Source organism: Leeuwenhoekiella sp. LLG6367-2.1, assembly GCF_045055775.1.
In the GTDB taxonomy this organism is placed as follows: Bacteria; Bacteroidota; Bacteroidia; order Flavobacteriales; family Flavobacteriaceae; genus Leeuwenhoekiella; species Leeuwenhoekiella aequorea.
Map to the genome: position 1 here is coordinate 2188177 of NZ_CP159331.1, position 15613 is coordinate 2203789.

Below are 15613 nucleotides of genomic sequence, written 5' to 3' on the forward strand. Positions count from 1 at the left end.
GTTTCTAAAACGAATATTTAAAATTATTTTTTATTGGCGTACTAAATATATCATAAGAAGCCTATAGGCTCTAATCATTTCAATATCTTTAAACTTTATTTCTTTTTCTATGACAAACCTGCTAGTCGCTGATAATATACACAAGAAATACGGCAACTATACTGCACTAAATAACCTTTCTATTTCAATTCCAAAAGGAAGCATATTTGGTCTTTTGGGACCTAATGGAGCTGGTAAAACCACTTTAATACGTATCATAAATCAAATAACGATGCCAGATTCTGGTAGTGTGTTGTTAGATGGAGAACCTCTTGATGCTAAGCATATTGCCAATATAGGGTATATGCCAGAAGAGCGCGGACTTTACAAATCTATGAAGGTAGGTGAGCAGGTTATTTATCTTGCTCGATTAAAAGGGCTCTCTAAAGCTGAAGCTAAAGAACGCAGTCTCTACTGGTTTGAGCGATTAGGGATGTTGAGTTGGTGGAATAAAAAAATACAAGAACTTTCAAAAGGGCAGGCACAAAAAGTACAATTTATAGTTACCGTATTACACCAACCTAAATTATTGATTTTTGATGAACCCTTTAGCGGATTTGACCCTATTAATGCTTCGCTTATTAAAGATGAGATTTTAAAACTTAGAGATGATGGTGCGACTATTTTATTTTCTACCCATAGGATGGAGTCTGTAGAACAGATGTGTGATCATATTGCCCTCATAAATAAGAGTAATAAAATTCTGGATGGTAAATTATCTGACATAAAACGTGACTATCGCACACAAACTTACGAGGTGGGAATAGAAACAGCAGATGACAGCCGAAGTAGTTTAGAAAATCTCGAAAAAATACTATTACCAGAAATGGCAGCACATTGGGAAGTCACTCCTGCTAATTTTAAAACAATTAATGAAAATGATCTTAAGATGATTGTGAAAATTCCGCAGGAATTGAAATCTAAGGATTTACTACTTTATCTTTCTAATAAAGGTTCAATAAATCATTTTGTAGAAGTTATACCTACAGTAAATGACATTTTTATTCAAACGATAAATGCAGATTGATGGGAGCACTGGGTTTAATTATTAGACGTGAATACAAAGCGAGAGTAACAAACAGGTCATTTATTATAATGACATTTTTGAGTCCGTTGATAGTAGTAGGAATGATTTTTCTTATCACTTATCTCACACAAGTTAATGAAGCAGGTAAACGTACGATCGTAGTTGTTGATGAGAGTGGTTTTTTTTACAAAGATTTTGAAAGTACAGAAAGGATAGACTATGTAGATTTATCTCCTGCAGGCCTTGCCGTTGCAAAAGATCAAGTAGAAGACAATAACTATTTTGGTCTTTTGTATATACCAGCTAATATAAAAATTAATACTTCTGGAGTACGGTTTTATGGCAATGAAGTACCTGGATTTGCCACGCTAGAAAGCATTGAAAATCAAATATCTGCAAAATTAACTAACGAGAAATTACTTGATCGTGGTGTAGATTTAGATATGATTGATGAGTCTGCAACTTCCGTTTCTGTAAGTATTGAAGATTTTGAAGGAGAGCGTACTTCAAAAATATCAAACTGGATAAAAGCAGGTTTTGGAGGTGGAGCAGGTTATCTGTTAATGATGTTTATAATTATCTATGGCAATATGGTTATGCGTTCTGTTATTGAAGAAAAGACAAATCGTATAATCGAAGTAATTATTTCCTCTGTAAAGCCCTTCAAGTTAATGATGGGTAAAATATTAGGTACTACACTGGCCGGTATTACACAATTTATGATTTGGTTAATTATCGGTGGAGGGTTGTTGATATGTCTTACTCTATACTTGGGTCTTGATCCTGAAACAGCTAAAACTCCGGTGGGCAATATGGCAGCAACAGATCTTGATAAAATCGAACTCATTCTATTAGATATTTTGAGACTACCCCTATTAAAGTTGGCTGGTTTCTTCTTGATTTATTTTATAGGAGGATATTTTCTTTATAGCTCAATATACGCAGCAATAGGCGCGGCAGTTGACAGTGAGACAGATACACAGCAATTTATGTTGCCTATAATAATGCCGCTTATGCTGGCAATTTATGTTGGTTTTTTTGCGGTTATAGACAACCCGGACGGCTCGGTAGCAACTACATTTTCAATGATACCACTTACCTCTCCTATCGTAATGCTTATGCGTATACCATTTGGCGTGCCGTGGTGGCAGTTAGCCCTTTCTATAGGGATTTTAGTAGGTAGTTTTTTATTTACTGTGTGGTTTGGTTCAAAAATATATCGAGTAGGAATTCTTATGTATGGTAAAAAGCCCACATATAAAGAAATTCTAAAATGGATTAGGTATTAGAATGATTCAGGAAAATGTAAAAGAAACGGTCAAGGACGGAGCCGAAAAGGTAAAAGATGTCATACAAGAGGATGTCTGGGGTACCATTTTAGAATTTTTGTCGATCGGTTTTCATTTTAAGAGTGGTAATAGTACTATCGATTTAACGATAGGACATTTGTTACTCGTTATTCTTGCTTTTATAGTTGCTAGCGGTATTCTCAGGCTTATTAGGAGTTTAATTACCCGCAAAATGGACCTGGAGAATGAACTCAAGTTTAAAAGTATATTTAAGTTTATACGATACCTCGTTTATCTTACTGTTATACTCATAACGCTTAGTGCTTCAGGAATAGATGTTACGGTATTATTGACTGCTTCGGCAGCACTTTTTGTAGGTCTTGGTTTAGCATTGCAAGATTTGTTCACAGATATCATAGGAGGGATTTTTATTATGCTAGACAAATCACTTTCAGTAGGTGATGTGATAGAAGTAGAAGGAAAAGTATCTCGGGTATTTGAAATAAAATTACGTACAACTCGTGCTTTAACCAGAGATGATAAAGTTATCATTATACCAAATCATAAGTTTATAAGTGATATTGTTTTTAATTTCACGCAAAATCATCGTACAACTCGTGAAGCTGTCAAAGTGGGAGTAGCTTACGGAAGTGATACAGATCTGGTAAAGAAAATATTGCTTGACTGTGTAGCTAATCAAAATGGCGTGCTTAAAAGCCCTAAGCCCTTTGTTCTTTTTGAAGATTTTGCAGATAGTTCGTTAGCTTTTGGAGTCTATTTTTTCATAACAGATAGCTTTTCAGACCCGCGAATAAAAAGCGAAATACGCTTCAGAATTGACAAAGAGTTTAGAAAGAACAATATTTCGATTCCCTTTCCGCAACGGGATGTACATGTTTTTAAAACCCCAACATAAATTTAATACAATTAATAAAATGATTAAGAGGCTTCTTGTAAGTTTAATAGTGGTTCTTGCAGTATCAAATATGCAATCGCAAAGTACAGATATTGCGCGTGTAGAATATATGCATATTCCGTTTAGTAATTCTCAAAATACGGTGAGTAGATTTAGAGGATTAGTACAAGTGCCTATTCCTTTAGATAAAGAACTAGATAAAATTTTTGTAGTAGGTTTTGAATATCAGAATATTAATATTGATATTAATGATGAAACGCCACCTACTTTTAATACTAGAGATGTGGGAACGCTACATCGTATAGATGGATTTCTAGGTTACACGTGGAAATTAAATGAAAATTGGAGATTAGGTGTTAAAGCTGGTGCCAGAATTAGTTCTAATCTTCGAGATGGTTTAATGGGTGATGATTGGATTTATACAGGTTCTGTATATCTTATAAATGATATGAAAGACGCTACATCTGTAAATAAACCATATCGATGGATTTTTGGATTGGATTATTCAACAACTCCAGGGCGTAATTATCCACTGCCTCTCATAAACTATTATAGGGAGTTTCATCCCAATTGGACATACACTCTAGGAGTGCCTAAAACAAATGTTAGACATTATTTAAATAACAGTCATAAAGATGCGCTGCAGGCATTTGTAACCTTAGACAACTTTTTTGCTAATATTCAAAACAATGTTGTTGTTGATGGAAATACCGCAGAAAATATATCGATGACCATTATATTGGGCGGATTAGGCTATGAGCATTTTTTTACAAAGCATTTGTTATATTACGCTTACGCAACACATTCTATTAGCAATGATTTTAGATTGCGAAACAATGAGCGTGACGATATTTATACAATAAACAGTGAGAATACCTTTTACTTTAGATCTGGAGTAAAATTTAAATTTTAAAAATGGCAAAGATTCTAATTATTGAAGATGAAGCTGCGATTCGCAGAGTTTTAAATAAAATCTTATCTGAAGAAAGTAAAGACTATCTGGTTGAAGAGGCAGAAGATGGGCTTGCGGGTATGGAGAAAATTAAAGACAATGATTACGATCTTGTTTTGTGTGATATCAAAATGCCAAAAATGGATGGAGTTGAGGTTCTTGAGGCTACAAAAAAAATAAAACCAGAAATTCCCATGGTTATGATCTCTGGTCATGGAGACTTAGACACCGCTGTAAATACTATGCGTCTGGGTGCCTTTGACTATATTTCTAAACCGCCAGATCTTAATAGACTCCTTAACACGGTACGCAATGCATTAGATCGTAAGAATCTGGTTGTTGAAAATACCATGCTCAAGAAAAAAGTGAGTAAGCAATATGAAATGATTGGGGAGAGTGATGCAATTTCAAAAATTAAAGAAATAATTGAAAAAGTAGCACCTACCGAAGCTCGTGTACTTATTACAGGACCTAATGGTACGGGTAAAGAACTTGTGGCACACTGGTTACACGAGAAAAGTGAGCGTGCAAAAGGACCATTGGTTGAGGTTAACTGTGCCGCTATACCTGCAGAATTGATAGAGAGCGAATTGTTTGGTCATGTGAAAGGTGCATTTACTTCTGCAAACAAAGACCGAGCTGGTAAATTTGAAGCTGCAAACGGTGGAACAATATTTTTAGATGAGATAGGTGATATGAGCCTATCTGCACAAGCAAAAGTGTTACGTGCGCTTCAGGAGAGTAAAGTGTCTCGCGTGGGTAGCGATAAAGATATTAAGGTTAATGTGCGAGTATTGGCAGCAACAAATAAAAACCTTCAGAAAGAAATTGCCGATGGGAATTTTAGAGAAGATTTATATCACAGACTAGCAGTTATACTAGTACCTGTCCCTGCACTTAATGAACGTCGTGATGATATTCCTCTTTTAATAAACCATTTTTCTAGTAAAGTGGCGAGTGAACAGGGAACTGCCTTAAAGGTATTTACGCCTAAAGCTATAGAGAAGTTACAAGAGTATGACTGGACGGGTAATATTAGAGAATTACGCAATGTGGTAGAGCGACTTATCATTCTTGGTGGCTCAGAGGTTTCAGAAGAAGATGTAAAATTATTTGCAAGTAAATAGAAATTATGAAAGCAGCAGATTATCAAATTACAGCACCCATACATTTAAAGGATAGAAAGACTCACGAAGATTTTGGCAAAAAAAGTGAGCTGGAAGATGAGCTCGATTCTGTAAGTAAAGATATTGCGGAAATTCAAAATGCCATGTATGCACATGGAAAGTATGCTGTGTTGATTTGTATACAGGGTATGGATACCGCAGGGAAAGATAGTCTTATACGCGAAGTGTTTAAAAATTTTAATGCACGCGGGCTGGTTGTACATAGCTTTAAAGTTCCTACAGATTTAGAACTTAATCACGACTATTTATGGAGGCATTATATTGCGCTTCCCGCACGGGGAAAATTCGGGATTTTCAATAGAACGCACTATGAAAATGTACTGGTAACTCGTGTGCATCCTGAGTATATTTTAGGTGAAAGAATTCCAGGGATTAATGAACTTTCAGACATTGATGAAGCATTCTGGGAAAAACGTTTTGAGCAAATAAATAATTTTGAAGAGCACATTGCTGAAAACGGCACCATTATATTTAAGTTCTTTTTACACCTTTCTAAAGAAGAGCAAAAGAATAGATTATTACGCCGCTTAGATAAGCCGAACAAAAATTGGAAATTTTCTCCGGGGGATTTAAAAGAACGTAAACTTTGGGATACCTATCAAGAGTACTACGAAGATGCGATTAATAAAACATCAAAGTTTCACGCCCCTTGGTACGTGGTGCCCGCAGACGATAAACCTACAGCAAGACTTATATTGGCTAAGATAGTTTTAGAAAAACTTCAGGCTTATACAGATATTAAAGAGCCAGAATTAGATGCTAAAACGGCTGCAAATATTGATGAATATAGAAAACAACTAGAATCTGAATAGTTTCGATTATAAAACGAGAATAAAAAAAATCGCTTCCAAGGAAGCGATTTTTTTGTTTAAGGCAGTATTTAACAAATGAGTAGCTTATTTTTAAAATTCAACTCTAAACAAGATATTTTGAAAAGACTGGTACTTTTAGTGTTATTAACTACAAGCAGTATTGCTTCTGCTCAAGTTAAAAATGATTCAACACAAATACGTGACTTTTACGATTTAGCATTACTCGAAGGGCAAAGTTATCAATGGTTAGAAGATTTGTCTAATGATGTAGGACCGCGACTTAGCGGTAGCAAAGGCGCAGAAAATGCTGTTAACTGGGCGAAGTCTGAATTAGAAAAAATAGGGCTCGATAAAGTATGGCTACAGCCGGTGATGGTTCCTAAGTGGGAACGTGGTGCTGCTGAAAAGGCGTATATAGAAGGTCCTGATGGAAGAATAGAAGTTCCTGTTTGTGCTTTGGGAGGATCTGTAGCCACTGTACAGGATGGTCTTACTGCAGAGATTATAGAAGTACAAGGTCTGGCTGATTTAGAAAAATTGGGTACAGATAAAATAAAAGGAAAAATTGTTTTCTACAATCGTCCTATGCAAGCAAATTTAATTCAGACGTTTTCAGCTTACGGAGGTTGCGTAGATCAACGTTATTCTGGAGCGAGCGAAGCTGCAAAATATGGTGCTGCAGGTGTTATAGTGCGTTCCATGAATTTGAGAATGGATGACTACCCACACACGGGCGCAATGTCATATGGTGATCTTCCTAATGAAAAGCGTGTGCCTGCTGCTGCTATAAGTACAAATGGAGCATCATTATTGAGTAAAATGCTCAAGCAAAATGATAAAACACAATTCTATTTAAAAATGAATTGTAAAAATTACGAAGATGTTCCTTCATTTAATGTTATTGGAGAGCTTACAGGTAGTGAGCGACCTAAAGATTTTATGGTAGTAGGTGGACATCTTGATTCTTGGGATTTAGGAGACGGAAGTCACGATGATGGAGCAGGTGTTGTACAAAGTATGGAAGTGCTACGTTTAATGAAGGCTGCAAACTATACTCCAAAGCATAGTATAAGAGTAGTTCTATTTATGAACGAAGAAAATGGTCTTCGTGGGGGGAATGAATATGCCGCAGTAGCAAAGAAAAAAGGTGAAAATCATGTATTTGCTTTAGAAAGTGATTCTGGTGGTTTTACGCCAAGAGGTTTTTCTTTTGATGCCGATCCTGCAAATTTTGCGCAAGTTGAAAGTTGGTCTTCACTTTTCAAACCTTACTTAATTCATTATTTCGAACTGGGTGGTAGTGGCGCAGATATTGGTCCCTTAAAAAATGAAGCAATTGTTCTAGCCGGTCTCAGGCCAGATTCTCAACGCTATTTTGATTATCACCACGCTAGTAATGATACATTTGATGCAGTTAATAAACGCGAACTTGAACTGGGTGCAGCGACTATGACAAGTCTGATGTACTTGTTTGATACCTACGGCGTAATTCCTGTAAGTGAAAGATAGTATCCTGCTTAATTGAGAAATGACTGTTAATTTTAATTTATGAAAAACCTCAAATTTCCTATAGACCTTGTTTTTAAAATAGGAACTTTTTCTAATGACTTTACCGCAACAGATGCTAACGGAAATCTATTAGCATATGCTCGCCAGAAAATGTTTAAGCTTAAAGAAGATATTCAGATTTTTGCTGACACTTCTAAAAATCAAATGAACTATCAGATAAAAGCAGATCGTTGGTTAGATTTTTCTGCGGCTTATGCCTTTTATGATGCAAACGGAAATGCTTTCGGTAAGATTGTAAGAAAGGGATGGCGGTCGATATGGAAAGCAAAGTATCAAATTGTAGATGCTAGCAATAATCCCGAATATACAATCGAAGAAGAAAATGGATGGGTCAAAGTAGCCGATTCTTTACTGGGTGAAATACCTGTCGCAGGTGCTTTTACAGGCTATTTATTTAATCCTTCTTATAGCGTGACAAATTTGAAAGGCGAGAAAATAGCTAGACTTAAAAAGCAAGCTTCGTTCTTTGGGCGTAAGTTTCAAATTACAAAGCTGGGTGAATTAGACGAGGGTGATAGTGAGCGAATAATGCTAGGACTTATGATGCTCATATTGCTTGAGCGCAGAAGGGGATAATAGCTGATGGTAATTTGCAGTTAAGAACAGAATAATAGGCGGGTGAGAGATAGCTTTAAAGAGTCCGTAGATATATGATAATTAGCCACAAACTTAAAACGTATAGCCAAATCTAAAGGAGAATTACCCCAATTAAATTGATTCAAATTATAGCAACATATTCTTGTTAAACTTCTTATAACTTGAGACCTCGTTTTTACGAGGTCTCTTAATTTTGAGAATATCCAAAACAAACTATCCAATGGCAATCTTAGGCGCACTTATAAAAGGAATAATTGATATTTCAGATAAAATTATAGCAGAGTCAAATCCTATTGATGAGCAGCGAGAAGTTTTAATAGAACTGCTGAGGAAAGCCAAAAACACACAGTTTGGGGAGCATTACAATTTTGAATCGCTCTTGGATTCTGAAAACCCATTGACTGCATTTGCTGAGCAGATACCTTTTTTTGATTATAACAGCCTTAACAAGCAATGGTGGTCAAAATTACACGAAGGTGAAAGCGATGTTACCTGGCCGGGAACTCCAGATTATTTTGCCTTAAGTAGTGGTACTACCGGTAAAAGCAGCAAGCGTATTCCGGTTACAAATGAAATGATCGATGCAATACGTAATGCAGGTATTAAACAAGTAGGAGCGCTGGCCCATTTTGATTTGGAAGCAGATTTCTTTGAAAAAGAAATTATGATGCTAGGTAGTTCGACAGATTTAGCAGAAAAGGATGGGCATCAGGAAGGTGAGATAAGTGGAATTAGCGCTAGTAATATTCCGTTTTGGTTTAGAGGATATTATAAGCCCGGAGAAGAAATAGCTAAAATTGAAGATTGGGATGAGCGCGTACAGCACATTGCAGAAAAAGCCGAAGATTGGGATATAGGAGCTTTAAGCGGTATTCCCAGTTGGATTGAGTTGATGTTAGAAAAAGTGATTGAACATCATAATTTGAATAACATACACGAGATTTGGCCTAATCTTCAAGTTTATACTTCTGGCGGAGTTGCATTTCAACCTTATGAGAAAAGCTTTAATGCATTACTAGGGAAGCCTATAACGGTTATTGATACGTATCTGGCTTCAGAAGGTTTTATTGCATTTCAAGCACGTCCTGAAACCGATGCTATGAAGTTGGTCACAAATAATGGGATCTATTTTGAATTTGTACCTATGAATCCAGACTATATTAATGAAGACGGTTCTATTGTACAAGATGCACCTGTTTATACACTTGCTGAGGTTGAAGAAGAAAAAGATTACATTTTAATTATTTCTACAGTTTCTGGGACTTGGAGGTATCTTATAGGTGACACCATAAAATTTACAGACAAAGCAAGAGCGGAAATTAAAATTACCGGCCGCACCAAATTTTTTCTAAATACTGTAGGATCTCAGTTATCTGTTAATAAAATGGAAGCTGCTGTACAGGAGCTAGAAGAAGAATTTGATATTAAAATTCCCGAATTCACAATTGCTGCAAAGCGCAATCCTGTAGACGACGAATTTTATCATTATTGGTATTTGGGAACTGAAACTACAGTCTCAAATGAAGAACTAGCCCGTAAGCTGGATGCTAGTTTGCAAGCTGCTAACAAAAATTATGGTGTTGCCCGCAGTAAAGCTTTAAAGGGAGTTTTTGTAAATACCGTAAAGCCCGAGATATTTTATGAGTGGAGTGGTGCTAATAAGAAAAAAGGAGGTCAGGTTAAAATGGAAAAAGTAATGAATGAAGAGAAGTTTGCCGAGTGGGAAGCTTTTGTAAAAGAGCATACGCAAGGCTAATATTTTATTCTTTAGCTACGTATTTCGATTAGTACTTGCTAATCTTTGTTTATAAGATTCATTATTTCTTCCGGAGAAAGATAAAGGCGTTTTATACGTGCTTTATATCCTTCTGAAATATGTGCGTGATTTAAAATGAAATCTTTAGTTTTCAGGATATATTGACCCATTCCGTGAGCAACTGCAAATGTATCTGCAGCACGTTCTGCTTCCTTTATAAATTTTGAAAAGTATAGATATTTAATACCGAAGATAACCAGACCTAAGCTACTACGCTCTCTATAATCCATTATATGTCCTAGTTCATGTCCTATCCATCCTATAAGAACATCTGAAGGGATATCGGTAATTTTAAAAGATTCTTGTTCTATCTGAACTTTTCGGCTAATAAAAATAAAATACGATCTGTTTTTACGTGATTTGAGTAGAGACTTAAATGCCGGTTGAGCCTGCATCGTAGACTTTTTAATATCGTCTTTGAATTTAAAAGTTATGGGTGTTCCTGCTAATTGTGGATAATACTCGAGTGCAATTTTAATTTCGCGCTCAATACTTTCAGGAATTATTTTATTGTCAAAGTCTGTTTTCTTTAGCATAATCTTCAAATTTAAGAATACAACTAGCGATGCGTTGTTAAGGCTTCGGTAAATTAATAATTCACTACAAATTGATTAAGCAGGTTTACTTGAGTGATACCTATCTTATACTTTAAGCTTACTTTTGCACTTCTCAAAAATACCTTGTTTTGTTAGCTGATTATACAAAAGAATTTCGTCAAAATTTAAAAATAGCCTACCCTGTTATGCTGGGTCAATTGGGCCATATTTTAGTTGCACTTGCAGATAATATTATGGTGGGTCGTCTTGGTGCTGCGCAGCTAGCCGCTGTATCACTAGGTAACAGTCTTATATTTATCGCCTTGTCATTGGGAATTGGTTTTTCATTTGCTATTACGCCTTTAGTTGCAGAATCTGATGGTACAGGAGATACGGCTATGGGGCGCAATTATTTTCATCACGGCATTGTAATGTGTACGCTTAATGGTATTCTTCTTTTTATACTCTTGCTTTTAGCAAAGCCTATTCTCTATTATCTTGATCAACCTGTAGAAGTTGTAGAACTGGCTATTCCTTATATGGAAATTGTAGCATTTTCTCTTATTCCATTGATGGTGTTTCAGGCATTTAAGCAATTTGCAGATGGTTTATCTAATACAAGTTATGCGATGTATGCTACCTTAGTTGCAAACGTGGTTAACGTGTTTTTTAACTTTATACTCATTTATGGATTCTGGATTTTCCCAAGATTAGAACTTGTAGGAGCTGCATATGGTACTCTAATTTCTAGATTTTTTATGCTTTGGATGCTTTATTATATTCTTAGCAAGAAGAAAAAATTTAAGCCTTATTTTATCTGGACAAGGCGTAAAGCTTTTAAGCTGCCCATTTTTAAAAAATTATTTGATTTAGGATTTCCTACTGCAATGCAGATGCTTTTTGAAGTGTCACTTTTTACCTCGTGTATTTTTCTTTCTGGAATTTTAGGTACAAATGCACAGGCTGCAAATCAGATTGCATTAAACCTTGCGGCAATGACATTTATGATAGCAGTAGGTCTGGGAGTTACCGCAACGATACGTGTAGGTAATCAAAAAGGGAAAGGAGATTATAAAAATATGAGACGTATAGCGATCTCTTTATTTCTTCAGGTTTTTTTAATTGAGGCTGTCTTTGCAATCGGATTTATCCTGCTAAAAGATATACTTCCTATTTTCTATATAGATAATATAGAGGTGATTGTTCTTGCATCACAGCTTCTAGTTGTTGCTGCATTATTTCAATTAAGCGACGGGTTGCAAGTAGTAATTTTAGGAGCGTTACGCGGACTTCAGGATGTGAATATACCTACGGGAATTTGTTTTATTGCCTACTGGTTAATTGGGTTTCCGGTAGCCTGGTATTTTGGAAAAGAAGATATGATGGGTAGTCAGGGAATTTGGTATGGTTTACTCGCCGGGTTGAGCGCTTCAGCAATATTACTGTATGCGCGATTTATCTATTTAAGCCGAAAACTTATTCAGAAAGCTTGATAAAATAGAATATTATGAATGATCTAATCACCGATCAAAATTACAGAAGGATCAATTTTAAAGAGGAACCTATAAAGGCAGATTTTGAATTGTGCACGTTTGAAAATTGCTCATTTTCTGAAGCTACTATATCACACCTAAGTTTTACAGAATGTACTTTTGAAAATTGTGACTTTAGTAGCGTAAAAGTGATAGCGACTGCTATTCAGGAGTGCGAATTTATAAGCTGTAAAATGCTGGGGATAAATTTTGAAAATTGTAGTGATTTTTTATTTCAGCTTAATTGCAAGGATTGTACATTGGATTTTAGCACATTTTATAAAGTAGATTTACGATTGTCTCAATTTACAAGCTGTCAATTAAATCAAGTAGATTTTACAGAAGCAAATTTAGCCGGCATTTCATTAAATAACTGTGAGCTTGCCGGCACTATTTTTCAACAAACAAATCTTTCTAATGTAGATTTTTCTACAGCTACTAATTATAACATACATCCAGAGCAGAATAAGATAAAAGGTGCAATTTTCAGCAATGAAGGAGTTAAGGGATTACTACAGAGCTATTCTATTAAAATAATCGACAATTAAAAAGTCCGTTTAAAACGATCTGTTTCAAACGGACTTTTTATAGTATTATCGTCAGTTAACTACTGAATAGGCTTAAAAGAAAATTTTTGTCCGCCTACTGCAGCTTCAGCCATCAAACCAGCTTTAGGCATAGCAAATACGGCAACACCATCTTTATATTGAGCATTTTCAGCTTTACCAGACTTTACAACTACCGCTGATGCCTGTGCAGAAAATTCAAACTCACCTTGTTTAAAGTCTGCAAGTGCAGCTTCGTCTTCAAAGAAAATTACTTCCGAAATCGCTTGACCACCTGCTTGTAGTCCTATATCAAGTTTCTTTAGATCTGCCATTCCTACAACTGAGCCATTTTCATAAACTACTCCATTTCCAGAAGCACCACCCACTATAAAACCACCTTTTCCTACATTAGGGAAAATCACATAACCTGCAGATTCAGAAAAGAAATTTTCTAAACCTTGATCTTCAGCGATCATTGCCTTCATAGCAACTTCTGCATCAGCAATTATTTTTTGATCTTTTTCGTTTTGTGCTTGTAAACTAGTGCCTACGAATAATATTAATAGTGCACTTAAAATTCCTAACTTTTTCATGTTTTCTAGTTTTTTTATTAGTTATAACAAAGCTAGGAGCATTATCTGTTAACTAGAGTTAATGCTATGTTATAGACTATCTAAATCTTTGAATGATTTATAAATTGAGATTGTAGCTACTTTAAAACGTACTTAAGTTACCTTTGAAACTTGTGAAAATATAAGTATGAATCCAGAAAACTTAATAGAATTAGCACACTATAAAATGCCCTTTGGTAAATATCAAGATCGCTATTTAGTTGATTTACCAGAATACTATTATACGTGGTTTAAGCAAAAAGGATTTCCTGATGGGAAATTAGGGATGATGATGCAGCAGATGTATGAGATAAAAGTAAACGGATTAGAAGAACTTATTTATAAAATTAAGAGCCAATATCCTGCCCCTAAGCTAAAAACAAAACCAAAAAATAATAGACAATTCGGTTAAAAGGGTTCGCCATTAAATCCCTACCTTTGCATCCCGTAGACGTGCTCAGATTGTTAAAGTGGGCATAAATAATCAAGATACAGATGGCAGATACTAAGTACATCTTCGTCACGGGCGGGGTTTCTTCTTCATTAGGTAAAGGTATAATCGCAGCTTCATTAGCAAAGCTGTTACAGGCACGTGGTTATCGTGTTACAATTCAAAAATTAGATCCATATATAAATGTTGATCCGGGTACATTAAATCCATATGAACACGGGGAATGTTATGTTACAGATGATGGTGCAGAGACCGACTTAGACCTTGGTCATTACGAGCGTTTTTTAAATGTAAATACCTCTCAGGCAAATAACGTAACCACCGGACGTATTTATCAAAGTGTAATTGAGAAGGAAAGACGTGGGGAATTTCTAGGAAAAACTGTTCAAGTTGTACCTCATATCACCAATGAAATTAAAGAACGTATTAAAACTCTAGGTAATACGGGTGATTATGATATTGTTCTTACCGAAATAGGTGGTACTGTAGGTGATATAGAATCACTTCCTTATATCGAGGCGGTACGTCAACTTAAATGGGAACTTGGAGATGAGAATGCCTTAGTTATACACCTTACTTTGGTACCTTATCTTTCTGCTGCTGGAGAGTTGAAAACCAAACCAACACAGCATTCTGTAAAAACCCTAATGGAAAGTGGTATAAAAGCAGATATTTTGGTTTGCAGAACAGAGCACGAATTAAGCGACGATCTACGTGAGAAGTTGGCTTTATTTTGCAATGTGCGTAAAGAAGCAGTAATTCAGTCTATAGATGCATCAACAATTTATGATGTACCTAATATGATGCTAGAAGAAGGACTAGATACAATTACTCTTTCAAAATTAAATTTATCTGCAGAAAACGAACCTGTATTAACACGCTGGAATGAGTTTTTACGCAGACATAAAAATCCTAAGGCCGAGGTTAGAATAGGATTGATTGGAAAATATGTTGAGCTTCAGGATTCTTATAAATCAATTCTCGAGGCATTTATTCACGCAGGTGCTGAAAATGAAGTGCGTGTAATTGTTGAGCCTATACATTCAGAATTTATTTCTCAGCAGGTTATAGACGATAAAATATCAAAATTAGACGGTCTATTAGTCGCACCTGGTTTTGGAGAGCGTGGTATAGAAGGTAAGATTAAAGCTGTACAATATGCGCGTGAGCATAAAATTCCTTTTTTAGGTATCTGCTTAGGTATGCAAATGGCGGTGATCGAGTTTTCTCGTAACGTAGCTGGTCTTTCTGATGCAAATTCTACAGAAATGCAACCTGGCACTACCATGCCGGTTATAAGCCTTATGGAAGATCAAAAAGATCTTAAGCATATGGGGGGCACTATGCGTTTAGGTTCGTGGGATTGTAGTTTAGCTGAAGATAGCATTGTATCTGATGTGTATCAAAAAGCTACTATTACCGAGCGTCACCGTCATCGCTATGAATTTAATGACGCTTACCGAGCTCAGCTAGAGAATGCCGGACTTAAAGTTACCGGTACCAATCCTAAAACCGGACTTGTAGAAATTATTGAAATAGCAGACCATCCTTGGTTTGTAGGTGTACAATATCACCCCGAATATAAAAGTACAGTCGCTAATCCACATCCACTATTTGTAGCTTACGTACAGGCTGCTGTAAAATATAGCCAGTCAAAAAGTACAGACAATGTGGCACATAACTAATCTCTGGGATTGTTATTGCTTCTAAGCCGTTTGTAGATTTTCGCTG

The 15613-nt window shown here is 35.8% G+C and carries 15 protein-coding genes; 13 read left to right on the top strand and 2 right to left on the bottom strand.

What is annotated here, in order from left to right; all coding sequences use genetic code 11:
* The first annotated feature begins 109 nt into the window (after positions 1–109).
* From ABVM53_RS10005 to ABVM53_RS10045, 9 genes are all read left to right on the top strand, one after another.
* A complete protein-coding gene (locus tag ABVM53_RS10005) occupies positions 110–1066 on the top strand; it encodes an ABC transporter ATP-binding protein (RefSeq protein WP_405325698.1) in 957 nt (318 codons plus the stop codon).
* Complete coding sequence (locus ABVM53_RS10010) at positions 1066–2355, top strand: ABC transporter permease (protein WP_405325700.1); 1290 nt, start codon at positions 1066–1068, stop codon at positions 2353–2355. The genes ABVM53_RS10005 and ABVM53_RS10010 overlap by 1 nt, the downstream gene beginning before the upstream one ends.
* Before the next feature lies 1 nt (position 2356).
* Positions 2357–3271, top strand: a complete 915-nt coding sequence (locus ABVM53_RS10015) for a mechanosensitive ion channel family protein (RefSeq protein ID WP_405325702.1) — start codon at positions 2357–2359, stop codon at positions 3269–3271.
* 19 nt (positions 3272–3290) lie between these two features.
* Positions 3291–4184 (top strand): hypothetical protein, encoded by an 894-nt coding sequence (locus ABVM53_RS10020; protein ID WP_405325704.1) that lies wholly within the window; start codon positions 3291–3293, stop codon positions 4182–4184.
* 2 nt (positions 4185–4186) lie between these two features.
* Positions 4187–5350 carry a sigma-54 dependent transcriptional regulator gene (locus ABVM53_RS10025; protein ID WP_128756641.1) on the top strand — a complete coding sequence of 388 codons (1164 nt, stop codon included), beginning with the start codon at positions 4187–4189 and terminating at the stop codon, positions 5348–5350.
* A gap of 5 nt (positions 5351–5355) precedes the next feature.
* On the top strand, positions 5356–6222 hold the full coding sequence (locus tag ABVM53_RS10030; protein ID WP_405325706.1) for a PPK2 family polyphosphate kinase: 867 nt from the start codon (positions 5356–5358) through the stop codon (positions 6220–6222).
* 117 nt (positions 6223–6339) lie between these two features.
* On the top strand, positions 6340–7731 hold the full coding sequence (locus ABVM53_RS10035) for a M20/M25/M40 family metallo-hydrolase (protein WP_405325708.1): 1392 nt from the start codon (positions 6340–6342) through the stop codon (positions 7729–7731).
* 39 nt (positions 7732–7770) lie between these two features.
* Positions 7771–8367, top strand: a complete 597-nt coding sequence (locus ABVM53_RS10040) for a hypothetical protein (RefSeq protein ID WP_405325710.1) — start codon at positions 7771–7773, stop codon at positions 8365–8367.
* 241 nt (positions 8368–8608) lie between these two features.
* Entirely contained in the window at positions 8609–10144 is a 1536-nt protein-coding gene (locus tag ABVM53_RS10045) for a GH3 auxin-responsive promoter family protein (RefSeq protein WP_405325712.1), read from the top strand.
* 38 nt (positions 10145–10182) lie between these two features.
* Here ABVM53_RS10045 and ABVM53_RS10050 read toward each other — a convergent pair whose 3' ends face one another.
* A complete protein-coding gene (locus ABVM53_RS10050) occupies positions 10183–10740 on the bottom strand; it encodes a hypothetical protein (protein WP_405325714.1) in 558 nt (185 codons plus the stop codon).
* Positions 10741–10946: 206 nt separating this feature from the next.
* Here ABVM53_RS10050 and ABVM53_RS10055 point away from each other — a divergent pair, with 206 nt between their 5' ends.
* Both ABVM53_RS10055 and ABVM53_RS10060 read left to right on the top strand, forming a co-directional pair.
* Positions 10947–12233: an MATE family efflux transporter gene (locus ABVM53_RS10055; protein WP_405330859.1), complete on the top strand. Its 1287-nt coding sequence runs from the start codon at positions 10947–10949 to the stop codon at positions 12231–12233.
* Between the two features lie 14 nt (positions 12234–12247).
* Entirely contained in the window at positions 12248–12820 is a 573-nt protein-coding gene (locus ABVM53_RS10060) for a pentapeptide repeat-containing protein (protein ID WP_405325716.1), read from the top strand.
* Positions 12821–12879: 59 nt separating this feature from the next.
* Here ABVM53_RS10060 and ABVM53_RS10065 read toward each other — a convergent pair whose 3' ends face one another.
* Positions 12880–13413 carry a YSC84-related protein gene (locus tag ABVM53_RS10065; protein WP_405325718.1) on the bottom strand — a complete coding sequence of 178 codons (534 nt, stop codon included), beginning with the start codon at positions 13411–13413 and terminating at the stop codon, positions 12880–12882.
* Between the two features lie 166 nt (positions 13414–13579).
* On the opposite strand from ABVM53_RS10065, the gene ABVM53_RS10070 reads away from it, so the two are divergent.
* Both ABVM53_RS10070 and ABVM53_RS10075 read left to right on the top strand, forming a co-directional pair.
* Complete coding sequence (locus ABVM53_RS10070; protein ID WP_405325720.1) at positions 13580–13843, top strand: DUF3820 family protein; 264 nt, start codon at positions 13580–13582, stop codon at positions 13841–13843.
* A gap of 83 nt (positions 13844–13926) precedes the next feature.
* Complete coding sequence (locus tag ABVM53_RS10075) at positions 13927–15567, top strand: CTP synthase (protein WP_405325722.1); 1641 nt, start codon at positions 13927–13929, stop codon at positions 15565–15567.
* Positions 15568–15613: the final 46 nt, after the last annotated feature.

What these genes read in the sequence shown, in the direction of transcription:
- ABVM53_RS10005 (WP_405325698.1), top strand. Translation starts at nt 110, where the DNA reads ATGACAAACCTGCTAGTCGCTGATAATATACACAAGAAATACGGCAAC.
- ABVM53_RS10010 (WP_405325700.1), top strand. Translation starts at nt 1,066, where the DNA reads ATGGGAGCACTGGGTTTAATTATTAGACGTGAATACAAAGCGAGAGTA.
- ABVM53_RS10015 (WP_405325702.1), top strand. Translation starts at nt 2,357, where the DNA reads ATGATTCAGGAAAATGTAAAAGAAACGGTCAAGGACGGAGCCGAAAAG.
- ABVM53_RS10020 (WP_405325704.1), top strand. Translation starts at nt 3,291, where the DNA reads ATGATTAAGAGGCTTCTTGTAAGTTTAATAGTGGTTCTTGCAGTATCA.
- ABVM53_RS10025 (WP_128756641.1), top strand. Translation starts at nt 4,187, where the DNA reads ATGGCAAAGATTCTAATTATTGAAGATGAAGCTGCGATTCGCAGAGTT.
- ABVM53_RS10030 (WP_405325706.1), top strand. Translation starts at nt 5,356, where the DNA reads ATGAAAGCAGCAGATTATCAAATTACAGCACCCATACATTTAAAGGAT.
- ABVM53_RS10040 (WP_405325710.1), top strand. Translation starts at nt 7,771, where the DNA reads ATGAAAAACCTCAAATTTCCTATAGACCTTGTTTTTAAAATAGGAACT.
- ABVM53_RS10045 (WP_405325712.1), top strand. Translation starts at nt 8,609, where the DNA reads ATGGCAATCTTAGGCGCACTTATAAAAGGAATAATTGATATTTCAGAT.
- ABVM53_RS10050 (WP_405325714.1), bottom strand. Translation starts at nt 10,740, where the DNA reads ATGCTAAAGAAAACAGACTTTGACAATAAAATAATTCCTGAAAGTATT.
- ABVM53_RS10055 (WP_405330859.1), top strand. Translation starts at nt 10,947, where the DNA reads ATGCTGGGTCAATTGGGCCATATTTTAGTTGCACTTGCAGATAATATT.
- ABVM53_RS10060 (WP_405325716.1), top strand. Translation starts at nt 12,248, where the DNA reads ATGAATGATCTAATCACCGATCAAAATTACAGAAGGATCAATTTTAAA.
- ABVM53_RS10065 (WP_405325718.1), bottom strand. Translation starts at nt 13,413, where the DNA reads ATGAAAAAGTTAGGAATTTTAAGTGCACTATTAATATTATTCGTAGGC.
- ABVM53_RS10070 (WP_405325720.1), top strand. Translation starts at nt 13,580, where the DNA reads ATGAATCCAGAAAACTTAATAGAATTAGCACACTATAAAATGCCCTTT.
- ABVM53_RS10075 (WP_405325722.1), top strand. Translation starts at nt 13,927, where the DNA reads ATGGCAGATACTAAGTACATCTTCGTCACGGGCGGGGTTTCTTCTTCA.